Origin of the sequence: Rhodococcoides corynebacterioides NBRC 14404 (genome assembly GCF_001894765.1) — a bacterium.
In the GTDB taxonomy this organism is placed as follows: domain Bacteria; phylum Actinomycetota; class Actinomycetes; order Mycobacteriales; family Mycobacteriaceae; genus Rhodococcoides; species Rhodococcoides corynebacterioides.
Genome location: NZ_BCWV01000001.1, coordinates 207,525 through 231,046, shown reverse-complemented (window position 1 = coordinate 231,046; position 23,522 = coordinate 207,525). Strand labels below are relative to the sequence as shown.

23 protein-coding genes are annotated in these 23,522 nt (G+C 69.9%); 13 read left to right on the top strand and 10 right to left on the bottom strand.

Features of this window, described 5'->3' with window-relative positions:
• Nucleotides 1–5 precede the first annotated feature (5 nt).
• Together RC2_RS01110 and RC2_RS01105 are read right to left on the bottom strand one after the other, a co-directional pair.
• Entirely contained in the window at nt 6–1,250 is a 1,245-nt protein-coding gene (locus tag RC2_RS01110) for a glycosyl hydrolase family 28-related protein (RefSeq protein WP_245810903.1), read from the bottom strand.
• Between the two features lie 230 nt (nt 1,251–1,480).
• Nucleotides 1,481–2,260, bottom strand: a complete 780-nt coding sequence (locus RC2_RS01105; protein ID WP_139277225.1) for a GNAT family N-acetyltransferase — start codon at nt 2,258–2,260, stop codon at nt 1,481–1,483.
• 232 nt (nt 2,261–2,492) lie between these two features.
• Here RC2_RS01105 and RC2_RS01100 point away from each other — a divergent pair, with 232 nt between their 5' ends.
• From RC2_RS01100 to RC2_RS01090, 3 genes are read left to right on the top strand one after another with little or no spacing between them, the layout of a single operon-like run.
• On the top strand, nt 2,493–2,834 hold the full coding sequence (locus RC2_RS01100) for a phosphopantetheine-binding protein (protein ID WP_371828673.1): 342 nt from the start codon (nt 2,493–2,495) through the stop codon (nt 2,832–2,834).
• On the top strand, nt 2,831–4,405 hold the full coding sequence (locus RC2_RS01095; protein ID WP_139277224.1) for a sugar transferase: 1,575 nt from the start codon (nt 2,831–2,833) through the stop codon (nt 4,403–4,405). Before RC2_RS01100 ends, RC2_RS01095 begins: the two co-directional genes overlap by 4 nt.
• Nucleotides 4,406–4,411: 6 nt before the next feature.
• Nucleotides 4,412–4,963 (top strand): YdcF family protein, encoded by a 552-nt coding sequence (locus tag RC2_RS01090; protein ID WP_068145365.1) that lies wholly within the window; start codon nt 4,412–4,414, stop codon nt 4,961–4,963.
• A 91-nt stretch (nt 4,964–5,054) separates the two neighbouring features.
• Here RC2_RS01090 and RC2_RS01085 read toward each other — a convergent pair whose 3' ends face one another.
• On the bottom strand, nt 5,055–6,533 hold the full coding sequence (locus tag RC2_RS01085) for a DUF7159 family protein (protein WP_068145362.1): 1,479 nt from the start codon (nt 6,531–6,533) through the stop codon (nt 5,055–5,057).
• Between the two features lie 137 nt (nt 6,534–6,670).
• Nucleotides 6,671–8,017, bottom strand: coding sequence for an NAD(P)/FAD-dependent oxidoreductase (locus RC2_RS01080; RefSeq protein WP_245810902.1), 1,347 nt, complete (start codon nt 8,015–8,017; stop codon nt 6,671–6,673).
• Between the two features lie 195 nt (nt 8,018–8,212).
• On the opposite strand from RC2_RS01080, the gene RC2_RS01075 reads away from it, so the two are divergent.
• From RC2_RS01075 to RC2_RS01050, 6 genes are all read left to right on the top strand, one after another.
• Nucleotides 8,213–9,373 carry a diguanylate cyclase gene (locus tag RC2_RS01075; protein WP_068145355.1) on the top strand — a complete coding sequence of 387 codons (1,161 nt, stop codon included), beginning with the start codon at nt 8,213–8,215 and terminating at the stop codon, nt 9,371–9,373.
• 22 nt (nt 9,374–9,395) lie between these two features.
• Nucleotides 9,396–9,911 carry an arsenate reductase/protein-tyrosine-phosphatase family protein gene (locus RC2_RS01070; RefSeq protein ID WP_068145352.1) on the top strand — a complete coding sequence of 172 codons (516 nt, stop codon included), beginning with the start codon at nt 9,396–9,398 and terminating at the stop codon, nt 9,909–9,911.
• Nucleotides 9,912–10,238: 327 nt separating this feature from the next.
• Nucleotides 10,239–11,210, top strand: coding sequence for an AurF N-oxygenase family protein (locus tag RC2_RS01065; RefSeq protein WP_068145349.1), 972 nt, complete (start codon nt 10,239–10,241; stop codon nt 11,208–11,210).
• Nucleotides 11,210–12,829, top strand: coding sequence for an FAD-dependent oxidoreductase (locus tag RC2_RS01060; RefSeq protein WP_068145408.1), 1,620 nt, complete (start codon nt 11,210–11,212; stop codon nt 12,827–12,829). The genes RC2_RS01065 and RC2_RS01060 overlap by 1 nt, the downstream gene beginning before the upstream one ends.
• A gap of 15 nt (nt 12,830–12,844) precedes the next feature.
• A complete protein-coding gene (locus RC2_RS01055; protein ID WP_068145347.1) occupies nt 12,845–13,579 on the top strand; it encodes a TetR/AcrR family transcriptional regulator in 735 nt (244 codons plus the stop codon).
• 43 nt (nt 13,580–13,622) lie between these two features.
• Complete coding sequence (locus RC2_RS01050; RefSeq protein WP_068145344.1) at nt 13,623–14,942, top strand: MCE family protein; 1,320 nt, start codon at nt 13,623–13,625, stop codon at nt 14,940–14,942.
• Between the two features lie 4 nt (nt 14,943–14,946).
• Here RC2_RS01050 and RC2_RS01045 read toward each other — a convergent pair whose 3' ends face one another.
• Nucleotides 14,947–16,449, bottom strand: coding sequence for a tyrosine-protein kinase domain-containing protein (locus RC2_RS01045; protein ID WP_068145342.1), 1,503 nt, complete (start codon nt 16,447–16,449; stop codon nt 14,947–14,949).
• Nucleotides 16,450–16,673: 224 nt separating this feature from the next.
• Between RC2_RS01045 and RC2_RS01040 the strand changes: the two genes are divergently transcribed.
• Genes RC2_RS01040 through RC2_RS01030 form a run of 3 tightly spaced genes read left to right on the top strand, consistent with a single transcriptional unit; the run spans nt 16,674 to nt 19,396 of the window.
• Nucleotides 16,674–17,162 carry an Lrp/AsnC family transcriptional regulator gene (locus RC2_RS01040; protein ID WP_068145338.1) on the top strand — a complete coding sequence of 163 codons (489 nt, stop codon included), beginning with the start codon at nt 16,674–16,676 and terminating at the stop codon, nt 17,160–17,162.
• Nucleotides 17,159–18,268, top strand: coding sequence for a GGDEF domain-containing protein (locus RC2_RS01035; RefSeq protein WP_068145335.1), 1,110 nt, complete (start codon nt 17,159–17,161; stop codon nt 18,266–18,268). The genes RC2_RS01040 and RC2_RS01035 overlap by 4 nt, the downstream gene beginning before the upstream one ends.
• A 9-nt stretch (nt 18,269–18,277) precedes the next feature.
• Entirely contained in the window at nt 18,278–19,396 is a 1,119-nt protein-coding gene (locus RC2_RS01030; protein WP_245810900.1) for a hypothetical protein, read from the top strand.
• 10 nt (nt 19,397–19,406) lie between these two features.
• Here RC2_RS01030 and RC2_RS01025 read toward each other — a convergent pair whose 3' ends face one another.
• From RC2_RS01025 to RC2_RS01015, 3 genes are read right to left on the bottom strand one after another with little or no spacing between them, the layout of a single operon-like run.
• Nucleotides 19,407–20,135 (bottom strand): GAF domain-containing protein, encoded by a 729-nt coding sequence (locus RC2_RS01025; RefSeq protein WP_068145330.1) that lies wholly within the window; start codon nt 20,133–20,135, stop codon nt 19,407–19,409.
• Entirely contained in the window at nt 20,132–20,845 is a 714-nt protein-coding gene (locus RC2_RS01020; RefSeq protein ID WP_068145329.1) for a GAF domain-containing protein, read from the bottom strand. Before RC2_RS01020 ends, RC2_RS01025 begins: the two co-directional genes overlap by 4 nt.
• A gap of 29 nt (nt 20,846–20,874) precedes the next feature.
• A complete protein-coding gene (locus RC2_RS01015; RefSeq protein ID WP_068145327.1) occupies nt 20,875–21,618 on the bottom strand; it encodes a polyprenol monophosphomannose synthase in 744 nt (247 codons plus the stop codon).
• A gap of 168 nt (nt 21,619–21,786) precedes the next feature.
• On the opposite strand from RC2_RS01015, the gene RC2_RS01010 reads away from it, so the two are divergent.
• A complete protein-coding gene (locus RC2_RS01010; protein WP_068145405.1) occupies nt 21,787–22,479 on the top strand; it encodes a GAF and ANTAR domain-containing protein in 693 nt (230 codons plus the stop codon).
• A 299-nt stretch (nt 22,480–22,778) separates the two neighbouring features.
• Here RC2_RS01010 and RC2_RS18795 read toward each other — a convergent pair whose 3' ends face one another.
• Both RC2_RS18795 and RC2_RS01005 read right to left on the bottom strand, forming a co-directional pair.
• Nucleotides 22,779–22,928 (bottom strand): hypothetical protein, encoded by a 150-nt coding sequence (locus tag RC2_RS18795; RefSeq protein ID WP_156509721.1) that lies wholly within the window; start codon nt 22,926–22,928, stop codon nt 22,779–22,781.
• Nucleotides 22,925–23,266 carry a hypothetical protein gene (locus RC2_RS01005; protein ID WP_068145324.1) on the bottom strand — a complete coding sequence of 114 codons (342 nt, stop codon included), beginning with the start codon at nt 23,264–23,266 and terminating at the stop codon, nt 22,925–22,927. The genes RC2_RS18795 and RC2_RS01005 overlap by 4 nt, the downstream gene beginning before the upstream one ends.
• Nucleotides 23,267–23,522 lie beyond the last annotated feature (256 nt).

The following is a 23,522-nucleotide window of genomic DNA, read 5'->3' as shown; positions in this document are numbered from 1 at the left end:
CCCGCTCAGATGACCCCGAGGTTCTGACCCGACACCTGGCCGGAGTTGGAGATGGTGAGCCGCCAGCTCTTGCCGTCCGGGGACGTGACGATCGGCCCCCCACCGGCGGACACCGTCTTGCCGCGGCCCTGGACGGACCACCCCCGAGGGAAGGTGTTCAGCGGAAAATCCGCGCCCTGGCTGGTGATGAGGTTGACGGCGGTGCCCTCCGCGACGTTGTTCGGATCGATGCGAATCAGCCGGGGCGTCGACTGCTGGTCGGCGTCGAAGGCGATGTTGGCCAGGTAGGGCTGGCGGCAGTGCAACAGGTCCAGTCCGATGGTCCGGGCCGCGACCTTGCAGTTGACCATGCCGAACTGCGACGGCCCGCCGACTCCGGACTTGCCGATCTGCAGGGCCGTGGCGGCGCCTTCGAACCAGACGTTGGTGAGCCACCAGTCGTTGGCCCGGCCGTCCACGAGCAGGTGCACCGACGTCGTCTTCGGGTTGATGTCGGAGGTGAATTCGACGTTGGCGAGCGACATTCCGGACGCGAAGTTGTTTCCCGTGCCCAGCAGGCTCACCCAGTTGGTGGTGAACTTGCAGTTCGCGATGTAGGACTGGATCGCGGTGGTGGACATGGCGGTGCCGTAGTTGTTGAAGTCGCAGTTGACGAACGACGTGCCGCCCGTGTTGTTGATCAACGACACCCCGCGTTGCGGGAGGAACCGCGGGTGGGTCCCCGAGGTGTGGTTCCCGCGGAAGACCACCGAGTCGAACGAGCACCGGAAGCAGTGATCGAGCACGACGGCCGTCGAGTTCGGATCGAGCGAGAAGATCCCGAGGTTCTTGATGGCCACGCGCTGCTTGTCCTTCAGCGTCAGCAGCGTGCCGGACGAGGCGTGGATGATCGTCGTCAGGTCCGCGCCCGCACCGAACACGGTGGCGTAGTTGTCGAACGCGGGGAGCGACCGCACCCGGTACTCCCCCGGCGGGAAGTACAGCGGCCGACCCTGTTGCTGCGCCGCGGTGTACGCGGCGGCGATGGCCGCGGTGTCGTCCGCGGTGTCGTTGCCCTGCGCGTTGAACGGCGCCGCCTTGACGCTGACCCAGCCGAGCAACGACCCGGGATCGGTCTCACCCGCGGTCATCTCGACGGCGATCGGATCCCGCGACGAGCCGACCAGCGCGGCCGCTCCGACCCCAGCGGCCACTCCGCCGACGAGCAACGACCGCCGACCCATCTTCTCCGTACGCCCCGGACCCATCATGGACTCTCCTCGCTCGCAGACGGGATGCCACGGCCCCCCGGTCACCCCTGGCACAGAAAAGCACCGGCGGGACGTCGTGCGGGTGCGACTCGCCGAAGGTCGAGTGATCCAAAACACCTGTGGCGCAAACAGACCGACCGCCGCGATCGACTTTTCCGGAGATGCCGGACCTGCGCCCCGTTTCCAGGGGGGCGAGTCGGCGAACCGCCGAGATCACCGACGCCGGTCGGTCAGGACGCGCCGAGCATCCACCGAGGCCGCGTCCAGACCTGCCAGTGCTCGAGCCGCTCGAATCCGATGTGCTCGTACAGCGGCGCGCCGGGGATCGAGGCCAGGCACAGATCCTCGGTGGGACCGCGCGTGCCCGCGTCGATGTGCTTGACGCCGGCCACGAGCCGGGAGGCGTACCCACGACGCTGCCGCGACGGGTCCGTCGCGAGAGTCCATCCGACGGACGTCCCCTCGGCGCGGCAGAGCAGCCCGCAGCAGACCATGGACGACGTGCCCCCGTTCTCGCCGTCGCCGTCCTCCCACATGCCGCCGAAGACGACGTCGTCGCGCGCGAGCAGATCGTCGGTGAAGACGGCGCCCGCCAGCTCGCGGCCGAGCCCGAACGCCTCGCTCGCGAGCTCGCGCGTGCGGGGCAGGTCCGCGGGAGTGATCTCGCGCACGTCGTCCGCCGCGACCCCGGCGTTGGCGTGACGGCGCATGAGCGGCATCGCCCGTGCGGCGACCCACCCGGCGTCGGCCATCACCTGCGCACCCGACAGGCCCTCCCCGGCGAGCATGATCAGGCCGGGGACCCGGTGGTCCGCGAGAGCCGACATGGCCGCGGCCACCAGAACCTGCACGTCACCGCCGTGCACCAGCGCAATGTTGTAGTCGATCTGTTGCGTACCGCTGAAGGCCGTCCAGTGGTGTTCACCGACATCGTGAGTGGTGACAGCCCACGGGGCAGCGGATTCCCCGAAGGCACGACGGACGCGGTGAAGATCGGACACAACGGACACCTCGACAGAGTATCGGTACTTTCGCGGGGCCAGAAACAATCGTGCGGTACGGAAACGACTCGTATATAGTTCTCCGTGACAACCGAGTCGCCCCGCAGCAGCGGGCCGCATCAGTTTCTCATCGCTCGTCGACGGGTGTCGCCGCGGGGCGCAGACAGTCACCGACTGGCGGTGCGCACACGCACACGAATGGACCGTCGCCGGTCCGAGGTACTTCGAAGGAGTGAGCCCCGTGACGCAGTCGGCGCCCGCACCGAACGACGCACCCGTCGCCTCGCACGATCACCTCGTGCGGAGCTCGCTGCAGCGAGCGGGCCGGCTTCCCGTCGACGCGTGGACCATCACCGACTCCGACGACCTCTTCGATGCCGGGCTGACGTCGCACGCCAGCGTCGCCGTCCTGGTCGACCTCGAGGATTCCATCGGCACCGAGTTCCCCGACGTGTTGCTGCGCAAGTCCACCTTCGCCTCGATCGCCACCATCCGCGCCGCGCTCGCCCTCGTACTGGAGGGCACGGACGGTACGGACGGCAGGAAGGACGCCGCCGCGTCCGTTCCGGGAAGTCGTCGATGACCACGTCACATTCCGACACCGCACCTCTCCGCCTCTCCGATTCCGTCCCGGAAACCGAGCCGGACAATCTGCTGCCTCGCTTCGCCCGCCGCGCCGAGGAGGTGCAGTACCAGACGCCGCGCACGGACGAGCGCGCGACGGCACGGCTGGGTGCGCCGACGCCGCGCACGGAGCCGGTCGACGATCGTCTCGCCGAGCCGATCCCGCTGCGGCCCGGAATGTCCGCGCCGCGGAGCCGGGGCTCTCGGTGGCTGGCGCTGCATCTCAACGGTGTGCTCGGCGTGCTGCTCGAGACGGCGGCCCTGATCGTCGCCCTCGCGGCGGTGCCGTTCGCCGGCAACCGCCTCCTCCTCGCCGTCCTGGTGGTGCTGGCCGTGGTGGTCCCCCACCAGCGTCGGCAACGCCTGACGCTGTCCGTCCTCGACGACCTGCCGCGGATGGCCACCACCGTGGCCGTGGCCACCCTGGTCGCCGTGGTGATCACCGCGCCCTGGACGTCCGTCGGCGGCGCCACCGCCGTGGCCGGTGCCGTGCTGGTGGCGATGATCGTCGGCCGACAGCTCTCCTACGTGGTGACCCGTCGCCTGCGCCGGTCCGTCCGGTTCCAGCGTCGCACCGTGGTGATCGGCAGCGGCCAGGTCGCGGGGCGACTCGTCGAGAGCATGCAGGCCTATCCCGAGCACGGGCTCGCACCCCATGCGCTGCTGGACGATTCGCCGATGCCGGCGATCGTGGCCAGCCGCATCCCGGTGGAGCCGCTGGCCAACCAACTGCGGGCCTACATCGCCGTGCGGCAGATCGACACGGTCGTCATCGCCTTCTCGGCGATGCGCGAGTCCGCTCTGCTCACGCTGCTGCGCGAGTGCGACCGCATGGACTGCGAGATCTTCGTCGTCCCTCGGCTGTTCGAGTTCGTGTCGGTCTCCGGTGACATGGACCGTCTGCACGCCATCCCGCTGGTCCGCATCCGCCGCGACGTGCACCGGTCCCTCGCGTGGGGCGTCAAGCGCGTGGTGAGCAGCCTGTTGGCCGCGCTTGCCATGGTGGCCCTCGCCCCCGTCCTCGCCACGGTGGCGGTGGCCGTGCGGTTGTCGGATCCCACGGCACCGGTGCTCTTCCGCCAGATCCGCGTCACCGCGGACGGTCGGGTGTTCGAATGCCTGAAGTTCCGCTCGATGAAACCGGCGTCGCGCGAGGAAGCCGACACCACCTGGAACATCTCGCAGGACGCGCGCATCGGTCGCCTCGGCCGGTTCCTCCGCGCGACCTCGCTGGACGAACTCCCGCAGCTGTGGAACGTGGTCAAGGGAGACATGGACCTGGTGGGCCCGCGGCCCGAGCGACCGCACTTCGTGGACAAGTTCGCCAGCGAGATCCCCGGATACAGTGCGCGACACCGTGTTCCGGGAGGACTCACCGGGTGGGCCGCCGTGCACGGACTCCGCGGCGACACCTCGCTGCAGGACCGCGCGCTCTACGACAACTACTACATCGAGAACTGGTCGCTCTGGCTCGACGTCAAGATTCTCCTCCGCACGGTGATGGCCGTGCTCCGGCGGACCGGCGGCTGATCGACCATGACCCTCCGCCGCCTCCTGGTGGCGTGCACGGCTCTGCTCGCGGTGGTGATCGCGGCGGGATGGCCCGTGTACGTCCACCCGCAAGTCGATCCCCTCGAGCCCGCCGACGCCGTCGTCGTGCTCGGCGGGGAGCCCTACGCCCGCTTCCACTACGGCATCGACCTCGCCGAGAGCGGATACGCACCGGAGGTGGTGCTGTCCAATTCCGTCGGGCCGGACGACGTTCGGATGCAACAGATCTGCGACGGCGACTACTCGGTGACGGTCAGCTGCTTCCTCCCCGATCCGTACTCCACCAAAGGCGAGGCCGAGGAAATCGCCGCGCTCGCGGAGGAGAAGAACTGGCACCACGTCATCGTGGTCACCTATACCCCGCACCTGTCCCGCGCGCGCTTCATCGTGGAGCAGTGCTTCTCCGGCCGCGTCACCATGGCAGCCAACCCCACCTCGCAGAACGTCGTCGAGTGGGCGTGGAGCTACGTCTATCAGACCGCCGGATACCTCAAGGCCGCACTCGACAACGAGTGCACACCGACGCGATCGCCGTAGCAGCGGCGCCACCCCTCGCGGTGGCGTCGTCGGGGGGCTACGGCGCTCGCGTCGGTATCAGAAGCGCGGAAGTACCGGAAGCGCGGAAGTATCAGAAGCGCGGAAGAACCAACGGGGGCAACTGAATCGGGGGCGGCAGCTGGAACTGCGGCAGGCCCGGGATCAGCGGCGCCGGGGCCGGAGCCGGCGCAGGCGCCGGAGCGGGCGCCTCGTACACCGGCGCCGAGTCCTCGACGGGCGGTGCGACGGTGGTGGTGGGCGACGGCGGCGGGGGCGTGGTCGTCGGCGGGGTGGTCGTTGCTCGCGGCGTGGTGGTCACGGGCACCGTCGTCGTGACCTCGGCACCGGTGGACGCGTCGTCCACCGCTCGCGACGAGGTGCCGCCGTAGCCCAGCACGAGGCCGACCGCTGCCGCGACGGCCAGACCGAGCGCGGCGAACAGCGGCGCCTTGGAGCGCCGTCGATACCCCTCCGACGACGGTGCACCGGTGTCCCCGGACAGCCATGCCGGCGTCTCCGCCGAGCGCGGATCCGCGACCTCGCTGTAGGCCATGCCGCTCGACCGGGGAGCGTCCTCGGGTGCGGTTTCGTCGGCGGCCGGCCCCGGGTCGACGGGCGGCCCCGGCCGAGGAGCGACCGGCGCGGGACGGGCGTCGTCGACCGGCGCCGCGACGGTGGGAGCGTGCCCCATCGGCGCCACGACGGTGGAAGCGTGCTCGACCGGCGTCGCGGACAGAGCAGCGCCCTTGGCGGCGACCAGTTCCGGCTCGTCGGGCGTGATGGTGCGCAGACCCACCCAGGAGGCGAGCGTCTCCTGCACGAGCGGGATACGGGCACCGCCGCCGACCAGAACGAGGGCGTCGACCGGACGGTCGACGCGGGCGAGGACGTCCCGCGTCAGCCGGGCCGACGATTCGATCGGGACCGTCGCCATGGCGTCGAACGCCTCGCGGGAGAGCAGGATCAGGCCGCCCATCCCGGGTATGCACACCGCGCCGTTGGTGGACAGTTGCTCCTTGGCGACTCGACAGCGAGCCTCGAACTCCCGCTCGTCGACGCCGTCGGCGCCCGGCTGCTGGCGTCCGATCTGGTTGTCCCGGATCAGGGCGTCGAACAGATTGCCGCTGACCACGAAGCTGCGTTCCGACGCCAGGACCTCGCCGGTCTCGAGATCGACGACGGTGACGGACAGGCCGGAACTGCCGAGGTCGTACAACGCGACCGTCCGCAACCCCTCCAGGTCGCCGGTGGTCCGCAGGAAGCCGATCGCGGCGTGGACTTCCGGCACCAGGCGGTAGTTCGCGATGTGTTGGCGGGCCATGGCCTTGGCGACGGCACCGGCCTGCGCATCGTCGCGATAAGCGACGCCGGTGGCCGCGATGGGGTCCGGCATGGCCGGATCTGCCAGCACCTCACCGATGGACTGGGCGGCGAGCTGCTCGGCCGGGTCGAAGCTGGTGTCGATGACACGGTGGCGGAACCGCGCGGTCGACCCCGCGTGCACCTCGCGCACGGGGCTGGCCATGCGCACCGCACTGGTGCCCACGGACACCCCGAGAACCGAGCTCATCAGCCGCCTTCGACAGTTCGCGTGCAGCGGACCGGACCACCGGCGCTGCTTTCCGTCCCGAAGTGTAACGAAACACACCGACAGGCGTCACCCCGACGGTTTTACTCGCTCTCCACGAACGCGCGACCCGGTTCGGGTCAGGTGTACGGTCTGCGCGCGGTCTCGGGATCGCCGAAGGTCACCGCACGCTCGCGGCGCGTTCCGGAGGCCAGCGTGGCCGCCCAGTTGATCAGGGTTCCGGCCCGATTGCGCCGGCCGGAGAGGAAGGCGATGTGGATCGCACCCCACGCCGCCCATCCTGCGAACCCCGACAGTTGGATCGGACCCGCCTGCAGCAACGCGTGACGACGAGCAATGTACGCGGCGGATCCGAGATCGCGATACCGGAAGGGCGTGGAGTGCCGCTGACCCCGCTCGAGGCTCTTCGCGATCATCGCCCCGGCGTGGTGTCCGCCCTGCATGGCCACCTCGGCGACACCGGGCAGGTCGTTCAGCGCACTGACGTCGCCCACCACGTAGATCTCGGGGTGGCCGGCGACGGACAGATCGGGCTGGACCGGAATGCGGCCGCCGCGATCCTGAGAGACTCCGAGGGCCCGAGCGAGAGTCCCGGCGAACGGCACCGCCTCGACACCCGCCGTCCACAGGACGGTTCGGCAGTCGTAAGAGGTGACCTTCTCGTCCTTCTTCGTCGTCGTCTCGATGCCGTCGGCGCGAACGTCGGTGACGTGCACGCCCAGGTGCGTCTCGACGCCGACGGCGTCCAGCGTCTTCTGCGCCTTCGCCGACAGGCGCTCGTCGAACGACTCCAGCACGCGATCGCCGCCGTGAAACAGCAACACCCGCGCCTCGCCGGGATCGATCGCCCGGAACTCGTGCTCGAGGGCACGCGTGGCCAGTTCGCGGATCTGCCCGGCGATCTCCACCCCCGTCGGGCCGCCACCCGAGACGGCGAACGTGAGCCACGGGCGTCGTTCCTCCGGGGTGGGGAGCGATTCGGCCATCTCGAACGCACCGATGAGCTTGCGTCGGATCGCCAGGGCGTCGTCGACGGTCTTCATCCCCGGCGCGTGCTGCGCGAACTCCTCGTGCCCGTGGTAGCTCTGCCGCATGCCCGCGGCGACCACGAGGTAGTCGTAGTGCAACTCGAACGTCGACCCGTCCATGCGCGTTGCGGTGACGGTTCGGTTCTCGGGGTCGATGCCCGACGCCTCGCCGAGCGCCACGTGCGTGTTCTTCTGCCGCCGCAGCAGATGGCGCAGCGGAGAGGTGATCGATCCTTCGGACAGCAGTCCCGTCGCGCACTGGTAGAGCAGAGGTTGGAAGACGTGCGAGGTGCCGCGGTCGAGCACGGTGACGTCGCCGTCGACCTTACGAAGTCGTCGCGCGGCGTAGAGGCCGCCGAAGCCACCCCCGATGACGACGACGGACGGGCGGCGACGTGGGAGTCGATCGGCGTCGGGGTCGATCTGCTGGGCGGTCACCCTGGTCATCCTCCTCGGCGTGCGAACGGTGCGTCGAGGTGTACCCGGTTGTCCGTCGTCTCACCGCCCGACGAACGTTGCTTCTGTAACACTTCGGACGCACTAACGATCCAGTCGGTAGGTTTCGGTACTCTTCTCACGAGATTCGGTCCTGCTTCGCGTCGCTCATCCCCCTGTGTCTCGGGAGTTGTCCTCATGTTCCGTCTGCTGGTTCGGTGGCGGCGCCTGCCGTTCGACTACGCAGCGCTCCCGGACTACATGCGGCGACACGGGCTGCTGGATCACTACCGGCGCAGCATCGGTGGGATCGTCCTGACGATGGTCGTGGCGGGCGGAGCGTTGTTCCTCAGCCCGATCGGACCGACCGGAGCGGCCGGGTCGGCGCTGATGACCACCGGCATGGTCGGCGGCATCGTGGTCGCCGTGCTCTGGTGGACGCGACCGTGGCCGACGTACCACCAGTCCGTGCTCTTCGTCGTCTGCGCGGACCTGTTGATCTTCTGCGCGCTGCTGTCCGTCGCCGATGCGCCGACGGCGTTCACCCTGGCCACCGCGTTCCTCGTGGTCGGCGTCTACTGCGGACACTTCCTGCCGATGACGGCGCTGTTTCTCCACGTCGGCGCGACGGTGTCGGGGTCCGCGATCCTCATGGTGATCGCCGCGCGCGGGTCCGACAGCGACACGACTCTCCTCGTCGTCCAGCTGCTGGTGCTGGCCGCCCTGTTCGCCTTCATGCCGTTGCTCACGCAGGTGCCGCTGTTCCACCTCCGGGACGATGCCTACCGGTCCGCCGACGACCCCCTCACCGGCGTGCTCAACCGACGCGGCCTGCACCAGATGGTGGCCGGCCACAGTCACATGCACCTACCGGCCGATCACGTCGTCGGTGCCCTGGTCATCGACCTCGACGGCTTCAAGCACGTCAACGACACCCTGGGCCATGCCGGCGGTGACGACGTCCTCCGCCGCGTCGGCGAACGCCTGCGCGCCGCGACGGACGGGTGGGCCGTCGCGGCGCGCCTCGGCGGCGATGAATTCGGCGTGGTCGCGGCCGTGCCCGCGTCGCTGTTCCGGACCCGCTTCACCGCCGTCCACGAGTCCGTGCACTCCGGCGACGATCCCGTGCCCGTCACCGCCAGCTCCGGCCTCGCGTGGCAGAGCGCCGACGGGCTCCGGCGCGATCACAGCGACGTCGACAACCTGCTCCGACGGGCCGACCGCATCATGTACGACGCGAAGCGCGACGGCGGCGACCGCCTCGACACCGCGCACTGCCCACCGGATGCTCCCGGCGACCGTTCGACGACGCGCTCCGACTCCACGCCGCACCGGCGGCCGTACGACGACGTGGCCTGACCCGGCCCCTACACTTCCGCTCATGCGCGTGCTCTACGTCTGCACCGGCAACATCTGTCGCTCCCCCACGGCCGAACGCCTCACGACGGCGTGGGCCGACGAGCTGCAGGTCGACGTCACCGCCGAGAGCGCCGGCGTGCGCGCGGTGGTCGGCCACGGCGTCGAGTCCCACGCCGCCGCCGTCCTCGAATCGCTCGGCGGCGACCCCACCGGCTTCGCCGCCCGACGGCTCACCCCGGCCATCGCGACCGACGCCGACATCGTCGTCACCATGACCGCCGGGCATCGCGACGAGGTCCTGACCGTCGCCCCGCGCACCCTCCGTCGTACCTACACCCTCCGCGAGGCCGCCGAGTTCGCGCGCCGCACCGGAGTGGTCGACCCCGCGGCCTGGTTCTCCGCCCGCGCCGCCTCCCCCGTCACCGACCTCGACATCGAGGATCCCATCGGCCAGGACTCGGCCGTCTTCGAGGCCGTCGGGGAGGTCATCGCCGACTGCCTGCAGCCGCTGTTCGAGGCCTGGTACCGGGCGCGGTAGTCGGGGGCCCGCTGCGCAGCGCGGCCGGATCCGCGTGACTTCCGGTGATCCGCGTCGGCTGCAGCTCCAGCGGACTGCTGAAACTGCAGCGGATCGGGCGGCGCCCCCCTGCTGGGCGGGCTGCGCAGCGCGGCCGGATCCGCGGGACTTCCGGTGATCCGCGTCGGCTGCAGCTGCAGCGGACTGCTGGAACTGCCGCGGATCGGGTGGCGCACCCCCTGCTCACGGCCGGATCCCCACTCGCCCCTTGTCTGCGACAGCCAGTTGCACTAACTTTGTCTGCAACACGCTGTTGCACACACCCCGGCTGCCTGCGGAGGACCCACCATGACCGCTCTGCACGAGAACCCGACCGCCTACCAGGACACGCTGCGCATCCTGTCCGAGGCGTCCGTCGAGCGTCACTTCGACGCGTTCACCGACATTCCCTGGGACGACCCCGAGTACGCGGTGGTCCCGAAAGATCCGCGCTGGATCCTCCCCGCCGCGGACCCCCTCGGCGCCACGGACTGGTACCGCTCGCTGAGCACCGAGCGGCAGATCGAGATCGGGATGTACCGGCAGGCGAACATCATGAAGGTGGGTCTGCAGTTCGAGCAGATCCTCATCGCCGGGCTGATGAACTACGCCTTCCGGCTCCCCAACGGCCAGGCCGAGTTCCGCTACTCCACACACGAGGCGACGGAGGAGTGCCACCACACGCAGATGTTCCAGGAGCTGGTCAACCGCATCGGCATCGAGGTGGCCGGCGGTCCCCGCTGGTTCCGCGCCCTGGCTCCGATCATGCCGCTGGCGGCGGGCCCGCTGTCCTTCGGCTTCTTCGTCGGCGTGCTCGCGGGCGAGGAGCCGATCGACCACGTGCAGAAGTCGATCCTGCGCAGCGGCGAGAACCGGCACCCGCTGATCACCCGCATCATGCAGATCCACGTCGCGGAGGAGGCGCGCCACATCGGCTTCGCCCACCAGTACCTGCGCCACAAGGCCCCGCGCCTGAAGACCTACCAGCGCGGCCTCATCTCGGTGATCATGCCGGTGATCATGCGCGTGCTGTGCGACGCCATCATCAAGCCCACCCGCGCGATGCGCCGTGATCTGCAGATCCCCGACCACGTGGTGGACGAGGTCTGGTGGGACGGCGACGCGTCGCGAAAGATGTTGCGCGACATGTTCGGCGACGTCCGGATGCTCGCCGACGACCTGAACCTCATGAACCCCGTGTCCCGACGCGTGTGGCGCGCTCTGGGTATCGACGGCCGGCCCTCGCGGTTCCGCAGCGAGCCCGCGTCCGCGGCGGCCTGATGCCGCACGTCGTCACGCAGTCGTGCTGCGCCGACGCTTCGTGCGTGGTGGCGTGCCCGGTCAACTGCATTCATCCCGCCCCCGGCGAACCGGGGTTCGGCACCACGGAGATGTTGTTCGTCGATCCGGCCACGTGCGTCGGCTGCAGTGCGTGCGTGACGGCGTGCCCGGTGGGTGCCATCAAGCCCGACACGGCACTGACCCCCGCCGAGTTGCCGTTCCTGGAGCTCAATGCCCAGTACTACCAGCAGAATCCGCACGCGGATCGCACCCCGCTGGCGCTGGTACCGGCGCAGCGCCGGTTGCGCCGGACGGGCCCGTTCCGCGTCGCCGTGATCGGCGCGGGCCCGGCCGGGCTGTACACCGCCGACGAACTGCTCAAGCATCCGGAGGTCGACACGGTCGACGTGTACGACCGCCTGCGCACTCCCCACGGCCTGGTTCGCCACGGCGTCGCCCCGGATCACGGATCGACCAAGCGGGTCACGGAGTTGTTCGCCGCCATCGAGTCGCAGCCCGGGTTCCACTACCGGTTGGGTGTCGACGTCGGCACGGATGTGACTCTGGCGCAACTGCGTTCGGAGTATCACGCGGTGGTGTACGCCGTGGGTGCGTCGGCCGACAAGCAACTGGGCATCCGCGGCGAGCACCTGGCCGGCTCGCTCGGCGCCACCGACCTGGTCGGCTGGTACAACGGGCACCCGGACCGTCGGGACCTGTCCGTTCCGCTCCGCCACGAGCGCGCGGTGGTGATCGGCAACGGCAACGTCGCCCTCGACGTCGCCCGCATGCTCACCCGAGACCCACAGTGGCTGGCCGAGCACACCGACATCGCGCCGCACGCCCTGAACCAGTTACGTCACAGCGCCATCCGCGAGGTGCGCATCCTCGGCCGGCGGGGGCCGGCGAACGCCGCGTTCACCGTGCCGGAGCTGCTGGGCCTGAAGCAGGCCACCCACGTCGACGTGATCGTCGAGGCGGATCCGGCCGCCCTCACCGGCACCGACCGTCATTCCCGCATCCTCCGGGAACTAGCCGAGCGCCCAGCGCTGACCGGCACCCGCCCGCGCATCGTGCTCGAGTTCCACGCCGCACCGGTCGAGATCATCGGCGACGACCGCACGGTCGCCGTCGAGATCGCCCGCACCGGCGCCGACGGCGTCCCGACGGGCACCACTCGCGTCGTCGACGCCGGTCTCGTCGTCCGCGCCATCGGCTTCCGGGGGTCGCAGACCACGGACCTCCCCACCGACCCGGTGACCGGTATCGCCCGCCACGATCGCGGTCGCGTCGAACCCGGCCTCTACGTCGCGGGGTGGGTCAAGCGTGGCCCGCGCGGATTCATCGGCACCAACAAGACGTGTGCGCAGGAGACCGTCGAATCGATCCTCGACGATCTCGATGCCGGACTCGCGACACCGACCGCGCAGCCGCGACGGCGCGGTGTCGACCTCGACGGGTGGCGACGCCTCGACGCCGCGGAGACGGCACGCGGAGCGGCGGAGGGCCGCCCACGCGCGAAGGTCTCCGACCCGCAGGAGCAGGCGCGGATCCAGGAGTCCCGAGAGGGGTCGAGGGCATCGCGCCCCAAGCGAGCATGGGGCGTCGTCCCGGCGTGAGACACTTCTGGCCACATGAGCCAGAAGACGCCCTCGCCCGCCGGCCGACCCGACGACGGTCGTAAACGACGCTGGGCGCAGCACAACGCGGACCGCCGTGCGCACGTGATCGACGCGGCGCTCGCGGTGCTCGACCGCAACGACGATCCGGGCGGTCCGGTGACGGCCCAGCAGATCGCGGACGAGGCGGGCATCCACCGCACGGGCATCTACCGCTACTTCGAGGACAAGACCGATCTCGACGTGGCCATTCAGCGCGAGATCTGCGACCGGTTGCAGGCGGACCTGAGCCGCGCGGTGGTGCTCGAGGGCCAGGCCCGCACCGCGGTGCACCGGGTGGTGGACACGTACGTGCGGTGGGTGGTCGCGCATCCGTCGTGGACGCGCTTCGCCGAGCGGGCGGTGCCGGGCGCGACGGAGAACCCGATGGCGGACGTCATCGGCCGTATCGCGGAGCTCATCGAGTTCGCCGTGGACGGCTTCCTCGCCCTGGTCGGCGCGGAGCTGGACTCCGACGATCAGCGCCTGACCGGTCCGTGGGTGGCGGGCTTGATCTCGGGCTGCATGGCGTCGGTGCGGGCGTGGGAGGGTCAGGGCCCGAACAGCGTGAGCCTCGATCAGGTGGTCGCGTTCCTGTCCGACACGGTGTGGATCCAGATTCTCGGATTGGCGTCCTCGCGCGGCATCACCATGCCGGAGACGCCGTTGGAGGCATTGTTCGCCGATCCGGAATCGACTACTTCCCGCTGACAATTCGCCCATTTCGAGGGCGGTGCGGTTATACCATTCCGCAATGGTGAAGCGACGCCTCGCGGGCTTGGCGTTCTTCGTCGCGCTGGCCGGGTTCGTCGGATTCACCACCGCCCAGTACACGCGCGCGTTCGACGACTCGATCCGGGTGCGCCTGGTTCTCGACGACGCCGGCAACGCCCTTCCCCTGAACGCGGACGTCAAGGTGCGCGGCGTGCTGGTGGGCGACGTGCGGGAGACGGCGACGGAGGACGGCCGGGTGGTGGCGTCTCTGTATCTCGACCCGGCACAGGCGGAACGGATCCCGTCCACCGTCACAGCCCGGCTGCTCCCGAAGACGCTGTTCGGCGAACGCTACGTGGCCCTGCAGATTCCCGAGAACCCCGGCCGCACGGGTCTGATCGACGGCGCGGAGATCGAGCAGGACCGCACCGGCAACGCCGTCGAGGTGGGACGGGTGCTCGATTCCGTGCTGCCCCTGCTCGAGGCGATCCCGCCGGAGGACCTCTCGTCCACCCTCGGCGCGGTGGCGTCCGCACTCGACGGCAACGGGGAGCAACTGGGTCGCACCATCGATCGGCTGGACACCATCGTCACCGATCTGGCGGGCGAGATCCCGACCATTCGCGAGGATCTCCGCGGTCTCGCCGACCTGTCCCAGACCTATTCCACGGCCGCACCGGATCTGGTCGCCGCATTGGACGATCTGCGCATTCCCACGGGAACGGTGGTGGAACGGCGCAGCGACGTCGACACCCTGCTGCGCAGCGCAGCGGGCGCCTCCGGCTCGCTGGCCGATCTGCTGAGCACCAACGCCGAGTCGATCGTGTCCTTCGCCGCCGATTCGCGTGGGGCCGTGGAACTGCTGGCCGAGTTCTCCCCCACCGTGGCGTGTGTGCTGCCGAAGTTCGCCGATCTCTACCCGGAGGCGCAACGCATTCTCGGGGTGAACGAGAAGTACCCGGGTGCCCGCGGCACCATCAACTTCGTCAACCCCCGCGGCCGCTACCTGCCGAATCAGGACGAGCCGCGGCTCTTCGACGACCGTCCCGGCGCCTGCTACGAGGACGTCACCACCCCCGGGAAGTTCTTCCCGCAGTACCCCGGCAGCGGTATCAACGACGGGTCGTACGCGGTGCCGTCCCGTAACCCCGGTCCCACGACGGTGACCACCGTGAGCCCGCCGCAGTTCTCTCCGCTGCCCGCCACCGCGGACGCCCAGTACGCCGGGTCGCAGCTCGAGCGTGACACGCTCGCCGTCGTCTACGGACAGGGCAGCGGCCTCGATCCGCAGGACGTGCCCGGCTGGGCCGCGCTCGTCGGCGCGCCGGCCATCCGCGGAAGCGACGTCCGGATCCGGTAGCCCGTCAGGTCGTGCGGGGCGGGACCGACGCGCCGCGCCGGAAGCGCGGTCCGGGCTCGGTCCGAGCGGGGGGTTTCGGTTCGGTCCGCGCCGGTTCGGGCACCGCCGCGGGTGCCTGCGGACGCTGGGCGACCTCCTGGCGCGGCGCGGTGGTGTCGGTCTCGTAGTAGTGCCGGTACTCGTAGTCCTTGCGGCCCTTGGTCGGCGTCATGGTGAGGATGAGGCCGAGGACGGGCGCGCCGACCTGCGTGAGATTGCCGATGGCGCGGACGATCTCGTCCCGCTTGGTGTGTCCGTGACGGGCGACGACCAGGGCGCCGTCCGCGTGGGCGGTGATGACGGAGGCGTCGGTGACGGGCAGCAGCGGCGGCGCGTCGACCACCACGTAGTCGAATCGGCTGCGCAGCGTGGCCATGACCGTGCGGGACGCCTCGGAGCCGAGCAGTTCGGACGGATTGGGCGGCAGCGGGCCGGAGGCGAGCACGTCGACGCCGGGGAACCGGGTGGGCTGCAGGACGTCGTCCACGTCGGCCTGTCCGGACAGGACGGTGGACAGTCCGACCGATCCCACCAGTCCGAGGTACTTCGAGACGCGGGGGCGGCGGAGATCGCCCTCGACGAGCACGACGCGGTGCCCGGCCTCGGCGAGGACCAGCGCGAGGTTGACGGCCGTCGTCGTCTTGCCCTCGCCGGGAACGGCGGAGGTGACGACGAGAACGCGCGGCGGCGAATCCACCTCGAGGAACTGCAGATTGGTGCGGAGCTCGCGGAACGACTCGGCGGTGCCGGAGGAGGATTCGGCGAACGAGAGCGCGTTCTCCTCCTTGATGGTCTTGTCGAACGGCACCACGCCCACCACCGGACCGTCGCTCAGACCGGCGAGCGTCTCGCGATCCTTGACCGTGTTGTCGAGCCGGTCGCGGATCACCGCGAGGGCGATGCCGAGCAGCAGACCGACGGCGATGCCGAGCGCGAGGTTGCGGGTGGTCTTCGGCGAGATCGGCGCGGCCGGCACCTGCGCCGGCTCGACGACGCTGACCTGAGCGAGCGCGGCGCCGCCGCCGGGCGGGGTCTCGAGATCGTCGACGAAGTCCACGAACGTGGTGCCGATGCCGTTGGCGAGGTCGCGGGCGGTGACGGCGTTCGCGTCGGACACGCACGTGTCGATCAGCACCGTGTCGGGCGAGGAAGTGGTGCGCACCTTCGACGCCAGCTGCGCCGGGGTGAGCGAGAGTCCGAGGGCATCGACCGTGCGGGCCGCGACGGCCTCGCCACCGAGCAGTTGGGTGTAGGACGCGACGCGTTGCTGCGAAGCCAGGTTCCCCTGATACACCTCGGTGACCGAGGACGAGGACGAGCCGGTGGAGACGTAGAGCCGAGTGCAAGCCTCGTACACCGGCGTCGAGACCAACGAGAACACCAGGGACGCGGCGGCGGCCACGACCGTCGTCAGGGCGATGACGATCCATCGCGCGCGCAGGATCCTGACGTAATCCGAAATTTCCACCTGAACTGCTCCTCGTCCGGGTTGCCCCACCGCGCCGAGGACGCGGCGTGGGGCCACGGAACTCGATCGTGTTCGCATCACCCTAACGACTGCGCGGGGCGTGAGCACCTCGAGCACACCGGTCGGTACCGGTGACCGTGACCGGGGTCTCGAACGGGAATTCGCCCGGTTTCCCGACGTCGATACCACTGATCGGGCGCGCCCGCTGTGAGACAGTTTCCCTCGTGAGCAAGCTGGATCGCACGGATGCGCGGCTGTTGTTGACCCTGTGCGACGTGCCGCGCGCGACGGGCGTTCATCTGGCGTCGTTGCTCGGTCTCGCGCGAAACACGGTGCAGGCCAGGCTCGCACGGTGGGATCAGTCACAGGTGTTGGGCCGCATCGATCGTCTGGTTTCACCACGCGATCTGGGTTATCCCTTGCGCGCCTATGTCGGTGCGGTCACCGATCAACACCGACTCGAAGCCGTCATCGACCGATTGCGCGACATTCCCGAGGTCACCGAAGTGGTGGGAGTATCCGGCGAGGCCGATCTCCATATCGGTGTGTCCGCGACCGATGCGGACGATCTCTATCGCGTCGCCGGCCTCATTCTGGCGGTGCCCGGCATCGAACGCACCACCGTCTCGGTCATCATGCGCGAGGCCATTCCCTATCGCACCAAGCCACTCATCGAGCGTCTCGCCGACGACGACGGGAGGGCGTCGCGATGACGCCGCCGGCGGATCGCCGGTTCACCAAGGACACTCCCGACCAACCCGCGATCGTCGACCTGGTGCGTCGGCGCATCGCCGTGCTCATCACCGCATTCGCGCTCCCCGGTGCGTTGCTGATTCTCGGCTCTCCGGCCGGGCCCCCGCCCGGCGCACCGCGCATCGCGGCCATCGGCATCCTGCTGAGCACCGTGCCGGTGTCCCTGATCGTCTACCGGACACGCACGGCCTTCCTGTGGTTCAACAGACCCAGCCGTCAGGCGTCTCTGGCCCTGGCCTTCACCGTCTACGCCGACGTCGGGACCGCTGCCTTCCTGCTGCTCTTCCGGGACCAGGGCACGGCGCTCTTCGGCTGCGCCTTGTTCGCCGTCGTCTCGTCGTTCGTCGCGTTCTTCGGAACGTCCGTCGCCGTCGTGTTCCACGTCGTGGCGACGACGGCGGTCATCCTGACCATCACGCTGCGCGCCGCGATGGATCCGGGGTCGGACACGCTCGCTCTCGCGGCCGCGGGCGTGTCGCTGTGGCTGGCGGTCAACGGCACGATGACCGTCATCAGTCAGACCTCCGCCACCCTGCACAGCAACCTGAGCACCCAGATCGGGCGCGCCCAGACCGATCCGCTGACCGGCCTGCTCAACCTGCGTGGGCTCGAGCAGATGGTCCTGCGACGGGTCGACGACGACGTGACCCTGGGCTTCCTGCTCGTCGATCTCGACCACTTCAAGCGAGTGAACGATCTGCACGGCCACCTCGTCGGCGACGACGTACTGGCGCTGGCCGCGTCCCGCCTGGCGACGTTCGTCGGCGACGACGGACTGGTCGCGCGGCGCGGCGGGGAGGAATTCCTGGTGGTGATCACCGCCGACGTCGACGAGGGCGAGTTGATCGACCGTGCCGAGTCCGCCCGACACCGCCTGCACGTTCCCGCCGACGCGGTGCCCATCACGGCCAGCGTGGGCGCGTCGTTGGTGACGCCGGACGACATCGCCGATCAGGACGTCCGGTCCACCGTCCGTCTGGGGATGCACCGCGCCGACATCGCGATGTACCGGGCGAAGAGCGCGGGACGAGACAACGTCCAGTTTCACGGGAGTCGCCGAGGGTAGTCAGGCCCCGTGAGCACGGCGGAAGCGGAAGCGATGGAGGACAGCGATCTCGGTACGGTCCGGGTCGCTGCGGATCAGGGTCTGGCCGACGCCGTCGCCGACAAGATCTGCGCTCGGCTGGACGGGCACCGACTGAGCTCGGGCACCGTCCTGCACGCCGAGGCGGTCTCGTTGCCGCTGCCCCCCGTCGAGAGCGGGCGGCCGGACATGGAGACGTGGTCCTCGCTGCTCGCCACCGGTTCCGAGGAGGGGGAGAACGCCGACGCGATCACGCTGTGCGTGTCGGAGATTCCCCGGCGGGTGGGGTCGCGTCCGGTGCTCGCCGAGATCGTCGGGACGTCGATGGTGGTGATCTACGTGCCGTCGTTCGGAGCGCGGGCGGTGGCGCGGCGCGCCGGCGCGGTCGCGCTCACCGCGATCGAGTCGATGCGACGACGTGACGACGACACCGACGACGGCAGTCCCGTCGCTCCCGATCACCCCACGCCCGCAACGGGTCTCGCGCACTGGTCCGTCGATTCGGGTCACGACATTCTGCTCGCCCCGGCACTGCTGGGCCGAACACGCATGGTGGCGGGCATGATTCGCACCAACCGACCGTGGCGGCTGGTGCCCGCACTGTCGGGCGCCCTGGCGGCGGCGACGGCAACGTCCGCGTTCGGCGTCTTCTACTCGAGCATCTGGCAGATGGCGGCGTCCATGTCGGTGCTGCGCCTGACGTGCGTCTCGGTCATCGCCGTCGCGCTCATCACGGCGTGGCTGATCCTGCCGAACGGGTTGTGGGAACGGAGGACCCGCCGTCAGACCGGCGTCGACCGCGCGATGTACAACATGGCGACCCTCGCCACCGTCTTCGCCGGGGTGCTGTTCATGTACGTTGCCCTGTTCCTCGTGGTCGGCGCGGCGTCCGCTGTCGTGATCTCCCCCGAGTTCCTGTCCATGCAGATCGACCGCGAGGCAGGGGTCGTCGACTACGTGCGGCTGGCCTGGCTCGCGGCCTCGCTGGGCACCGTCGCCGGTGCCGTCGGGTCCACCGTCGCCGATCAGGAGCAGATTCTCGGCGCCACCTTCGGCCACCGGGAGGCCGCGCGGCGCCGAGCGGCGAAGAGCCGGCTCTCTACCGACTGAACTGCGCGGATCAACGTTCGTCGAGGAGCGCGCTCGACGCGAGCCGCTCGGGCGCCCTGTCCATCAGCTCCACCACGGCATCCGCGTAGACCGTGTCCGTCATGCCTCGGGCTCGCGACAGTCGGCTCAACCGGGCACGCGCGGCATCGACGTCCTCGCCGAAGAGCTCGGCGAGCGCTCCCGTCGCCTCCGCGAGCCGGGCAGCAACCGCGAGGACACCGCGTATCGCGGCCGCCGGACGTCCTCGACGATCGTCGTCGCCACCGACGGTCAGCGCCAACGCTGCGAGATGTGCCAACGTCGACCCGACGTCGCCGGGCCGGTCGGTGTCCCAGGGTTCGGCGGCGTGGACGGCGAGCGAGCCCAACCCGACACCGAGGGACGTGATGGGGAAGGCACGGACGGCGCCCACCCCCGCGGCGTTCGCGGCGGCGGCGAAGGTGCTCCACCGAGTGTCCGCGCTGGTATCGGCGACGGTCGCGACGGCGATCTCCCGCGCACTCGCGAGGATCGGGCCGTCGGTCAGGAGTGTCTCGTCGACCGCCACGCGGGCGACGGGCGTGGTGACCGCGGCGCGCAACGCCCCACCGTCGTCGAGTAGGCCGATGACCACTCCTCGCGCTCCGTACGCGTCCTGCGCCGTGGCCGCGATCTTCTCGAGGAGCGCCGTGATGTCGAAGCGGGTGCAGAGAGTGGCGGTGATGTCGGCGAGAGCCAGTCGAACGACGGGGGTGGTCAAGGTCGGTCTCCTTCGTCCCTGAAGGTGAGGCGGCGGGACAGGACGGCGGCGGCAACCTCGGTCAGGCTCGCCCCCTCTGCGAACGCGTGCGCGCGGAGTCGGTCCATCGCCACGGATGTGGAGGCGCGGAGCTGGACGGCCACCATCCCGGCGGCCAGATAGACGGAACGGCGGTCGTACGGGTCGTCGGACGCTGGCGGGGATCCGCCGCGTTCCACGAACGTCGGGTGCGCGAAGGTAGCGAGAATGCCGTTGGTGAGCGACTCCGCGCACAGGAGAGCCGCGTCGTGCTGGGCGGCCGTCAGGTCTCCCGGGGTGAGCCGATGGATCTCGAGCACGCCGAACGGCACCTCCGCCTCCAGTGGATAGGCGAAGAGTCCGCGCACTCCCAGCTCAGCGGCTCCGCGGGAGAACATGGGCCACCGTGAGGCCGCCTCGGGACCGGCGATGTCGTCGATACGAACGGGCTCGTCGTCTCGGTGAGCATCGGCGCACGGCCCTTCGCCCAGGGTGAATTGCAGCTCGTCGAGGCGCAGCGACCGGGGGTCGGTGGCGTAGACCAGCTGGCGCACGTTGCGGGAGGTCCCGAGCAGGGCGACGGCCGCGCCGTCCGCCTCCGTCAGACGGGCGCAGGCCTCCACGAGGTTACGGACACCGGTGAAGGAGGGACGCCGCGCAGCCGCGTCGGAGTCCTCGTATTCCGGATTCACCCGGCAACGCTCCCTCCGATCGGGTCGAGCTACTTGCCGAGGCCGGAGCGCCGAAGCCGCCAGGGGACGGCGGCCGATTCGAGTTGTACGGCAAGACTCATCTTCGACGCGCCGTCGACTCGCTCTTCGAAGCGAATGGGCACTTCGGCGATGCGGAGACCGTGCTCGACGACGCGAAAATTCATCTCGACCTGAAACGCGTATCCGTTGCTACCCACGGATGCTACGTCGATGGTACGCAGCGTCGACGCGCGCCACGCCTTGAAGCCGGCCGTCGCGTCGCGCACCTTCAACCGCAGGATGGCGTTGACGTAGAGATTGGCGAACTTCGACAGGGCCTTGCGATGCCAGGGCCAGTCCTCGGCGACGGCGCCGCCGGGAACGTAGCGGGAGCCGAGGACGACGGCGGCATCGGTGGTCCGCAACTCGGCCACCATGCGCGGGATGGCCTCGCAGGGGTGCGAGAGGTCGGCGTCCATCTGGACGACGATGTCGGCGCCGTCGTCCAGGGCCCGCACGATGCCGGCGACGTACGCGCGGCCGAGGCCGTCCTTGGTGGTGCGATGAAGAACACTCACCGGGATGGCGGCGTCGCGGCTCAGCTGCTCCGCCACGTCGCCGGTGCCGTCGGGCGATCCGTCGTCGACGACGAGCACTCCCAGGTTCGGCAACTGCAGGTCGGTGAGCATGCCGACGAGCTTGGGGAGGTTCTCGCGCTCGTTGTACGTGGGGACCACGACGGTGATGCGGGGGTCTGTGGGGGCTTCCGACACCGTGGAATGGTGATCGATCGGCTCGCGAATCGCAAGAACCGGACATACGGCACGGTTCGCGGCGCGGTCCCGCTCGTCTGGTTCTCGGCGCTGCGTCGAATCGGTCGTGGTGAGATGAGTACCGAGAACGAGTCCGATTTTCCGAGCGGAAGCAGGAGCAGGAGCACCATGACGATCGACGTCCATCGCGCCATCGCCGAGACGGCACGGCAGATGCACGCGACCGCCGTCGGCGACGAGGGCGGAGTCGACCGCGTTCTCGAGGCCATCACCGCCGGCGCCATCGAGCACGTTCCGGGCGCGCAGCACGCCGGTGTGCTGCTGGTCAGCAAGGACAAGACCTTCGAGACGCTGGCCCCCACCGATCCGCTGATGAACACGCTGGATCGGCTGCAGAAGGAGACGGACCAGGGGCCCTGCCTCGAGGCGGCGTGGGAGCAGCCGATGGTGCGGGTGGACGAGATCGAGACCGACCCGCGGTGGCCGGACTTCTCGGCGCGCGTGATCGCCGAGACGCCCGCGCGGTCGTCGATGTCCTTCCAGCTCTTCACCCACCAGGGCTCGCAGGGCGCGCTCAATCTGTTCTCGGACCAGGTCGGGGCGTTCGACACCGAGTCCGGCGAGATCGGCCTGGTCTACGCCACCCACGCGGCCCTGGCTCTGCACGCGAGCAAGCAGTTCGGCGGCTTCGCCAGCGCCATCGCTCGGCGGGACGTGATCGGTCAGGCCAAGGGCATGATCATGGCGGAGTACAAGGTGGACGCCGTGCAGGCGTTCGAGATGCTGCGCAAGCTGTCCCAGGACACCAACACCCCGGTCGTCACCCTGGCCGAGCAGGTCGTGGAGTCGCGGCTGCAGTAGCCGCTTGCGGTCAGGCGGCGTGCGTGGTCCGGGGCGGGCTCACCCGCGTGGGCGCGGCTGCCTGCTCCGCCGGCCTGGTCGGGAACAAGTGGAGCCACGGGCTCATCGGGTAGCGACGAAGAAGGGCCGCATGAAGGCCGAAGTGAGGACGTCGCATCTCGTGCTCCCGGGGTGAAGGGCTTCGTTTCGGGGAAAGATACCGTTTCCGGCGTCGTTCCCCGGTAGTTCTTCGGTGTTCGGACAGAATCGTTACAAGGGCGCGCGGTTCGCAGTCACAGCTGTCGCGGACGCCCCACCGGTCACTCGCGTGCCAGCACGGCGCGGGTCACGAACACCGCAGACGCCGCGACGAAGCACCACGACGCCACCGTCCCGGCGCCGGTGAGGAACCCCACCGACGCCGCGGCGGCGAACAACGCGGCCACGAACAGATGCCGACTCCGGGTCACTTGTGCGAGTTGCGCTTGTGTCCCACCCGCGGCTCGTCGGGCGCCGGCACGGGCCGTCCCTCGATCTCGCGGGGGCACTCGGTGACGACGCCCGCCGCCACCCCGCCGGCACCGCCGAGCACGGCACCGACCGCCGTCCCGACCCATCCGCCGGACGCCCCGATCGCCGCCCCCAGCCCGGCCGCGCCGATGCCGTTGGACAGCACGGCCTGCGAGCACTCGTCCACCTGCACCTCGGCAGATTCCACGACGCCCTGGATGTCCGGCGGGAGGATCGATCCCCCACCCGCCAGTGCCGCCGTGATCGCCGTGGCCGCCACGATCGCCGAACCCACCATCTCGTCTCTCCCACATCGTTCCCGGGGCGGCCGGATGCCGCTCCCCCGATGGCTTCAGTCAACGGGTCGGCGGGGCGGGTGTGAATGACGTGGATGCACGAAAGTGGTTCGGGGACACGGGCGCAAGGTCGGTCCCGCGTCCTGGAGTCACCTGCCCTCGATTGTGGAATGTGGGCCCCGGAGAGCGGGGCTCAGATTCCACTACCGGTCGGCGCAGTCGTCACGCCCCGGGTATCGCGGAGATAGGTGGGAGCGC

Coding starts and splice junctions, on each gene's coding strand:
- RC2_RS01035 (WP_068145335.1), top strand. CDS start 17,159: ATGACGCCGCCGGCGGATCGCCGGTTCACCAAGGACACTCCCGACCAA.
- RC2_RS01060 (WP_068145408.1), top strand. CDS start 11,210: ATGCCGCACGTCGTCACGCAGTCGTGCTGCGCCGACGCTTCGTGCGTG.
- RC2_RS01055 (WP_068145347.1), top strand. CDS start 12,845: ATGAGCCAGAAGACGCCCTCGCCCGCCGGCCGACCCGACGACGGTCGT.
- RC2_RS01090 (WP_068145365.1), top strand. CDS start 4,412: ATGACCCTCCGCCGCCTCCTGGTGGCGTGCACGGCTCTGCTCGCGGTG.
- RC2_RS01005 (WP_068145324.1), bottom strand. CDS start 23,266: ATGGTGGGTTCGGCGATCGTGGCGGCCACGGCGATCACGGCGGCACTG.
- RC2_RS01065 (WP_068145349.1), top strand. CDS start 10,239: ATGACCGCTCTGCACGAGAACCCGACCGCCTACCAGGACACGCTGCGC.
- RC2_RS01070 (WP_068145352.1), top strand. CDS start 9,396: ATGCGCGTGCTCTACGTCTGCACCGGCAACATCTGTCGCTCCCCCACG.
- RC2_RS01110 (WP_245810903.1), bottom strand. CDS start 1,250: ATGATGGGTCCGGGGCGTACGGAGAAGATGGGTCGGCGGTCGTTGCTC.
- RC2_RS01085 (WP_068145362.1), bottom strand. CDS start 6,533: ATGAGCTCGGTTCTCGGGGTGTCCGTGGGCACCAGTGCGGTGCGCATG.
- RC2_RS01075 (WP_068145355.1), top strand. CDS start 8,213: ATGTTCCGTCTGCTGGTTCGGTGGCGGCGCCTGCCGTTCGACTACGCA.
- RC2_RS01095 (WP_139277224.1), top strand. CDS start 2,831: ATGACCACGTCACATTCCGACACCGCACCTCTCCGCCTCTCCGATTCC.
- RC2_RS01010 (WP_068145405.1), top strand. CDS start 21,787: ATGACGATCGACGTCCATCGCGCCATCGCCGAGACGGCACGGCAGATG.
- RC2_RS01050 (WP_068145344.1), top strand. CDS start 13,623: ATGGTGAAGCGACGCCTCGCGGGCTTGGCGTTCTTCGTCGCGCTGGCC.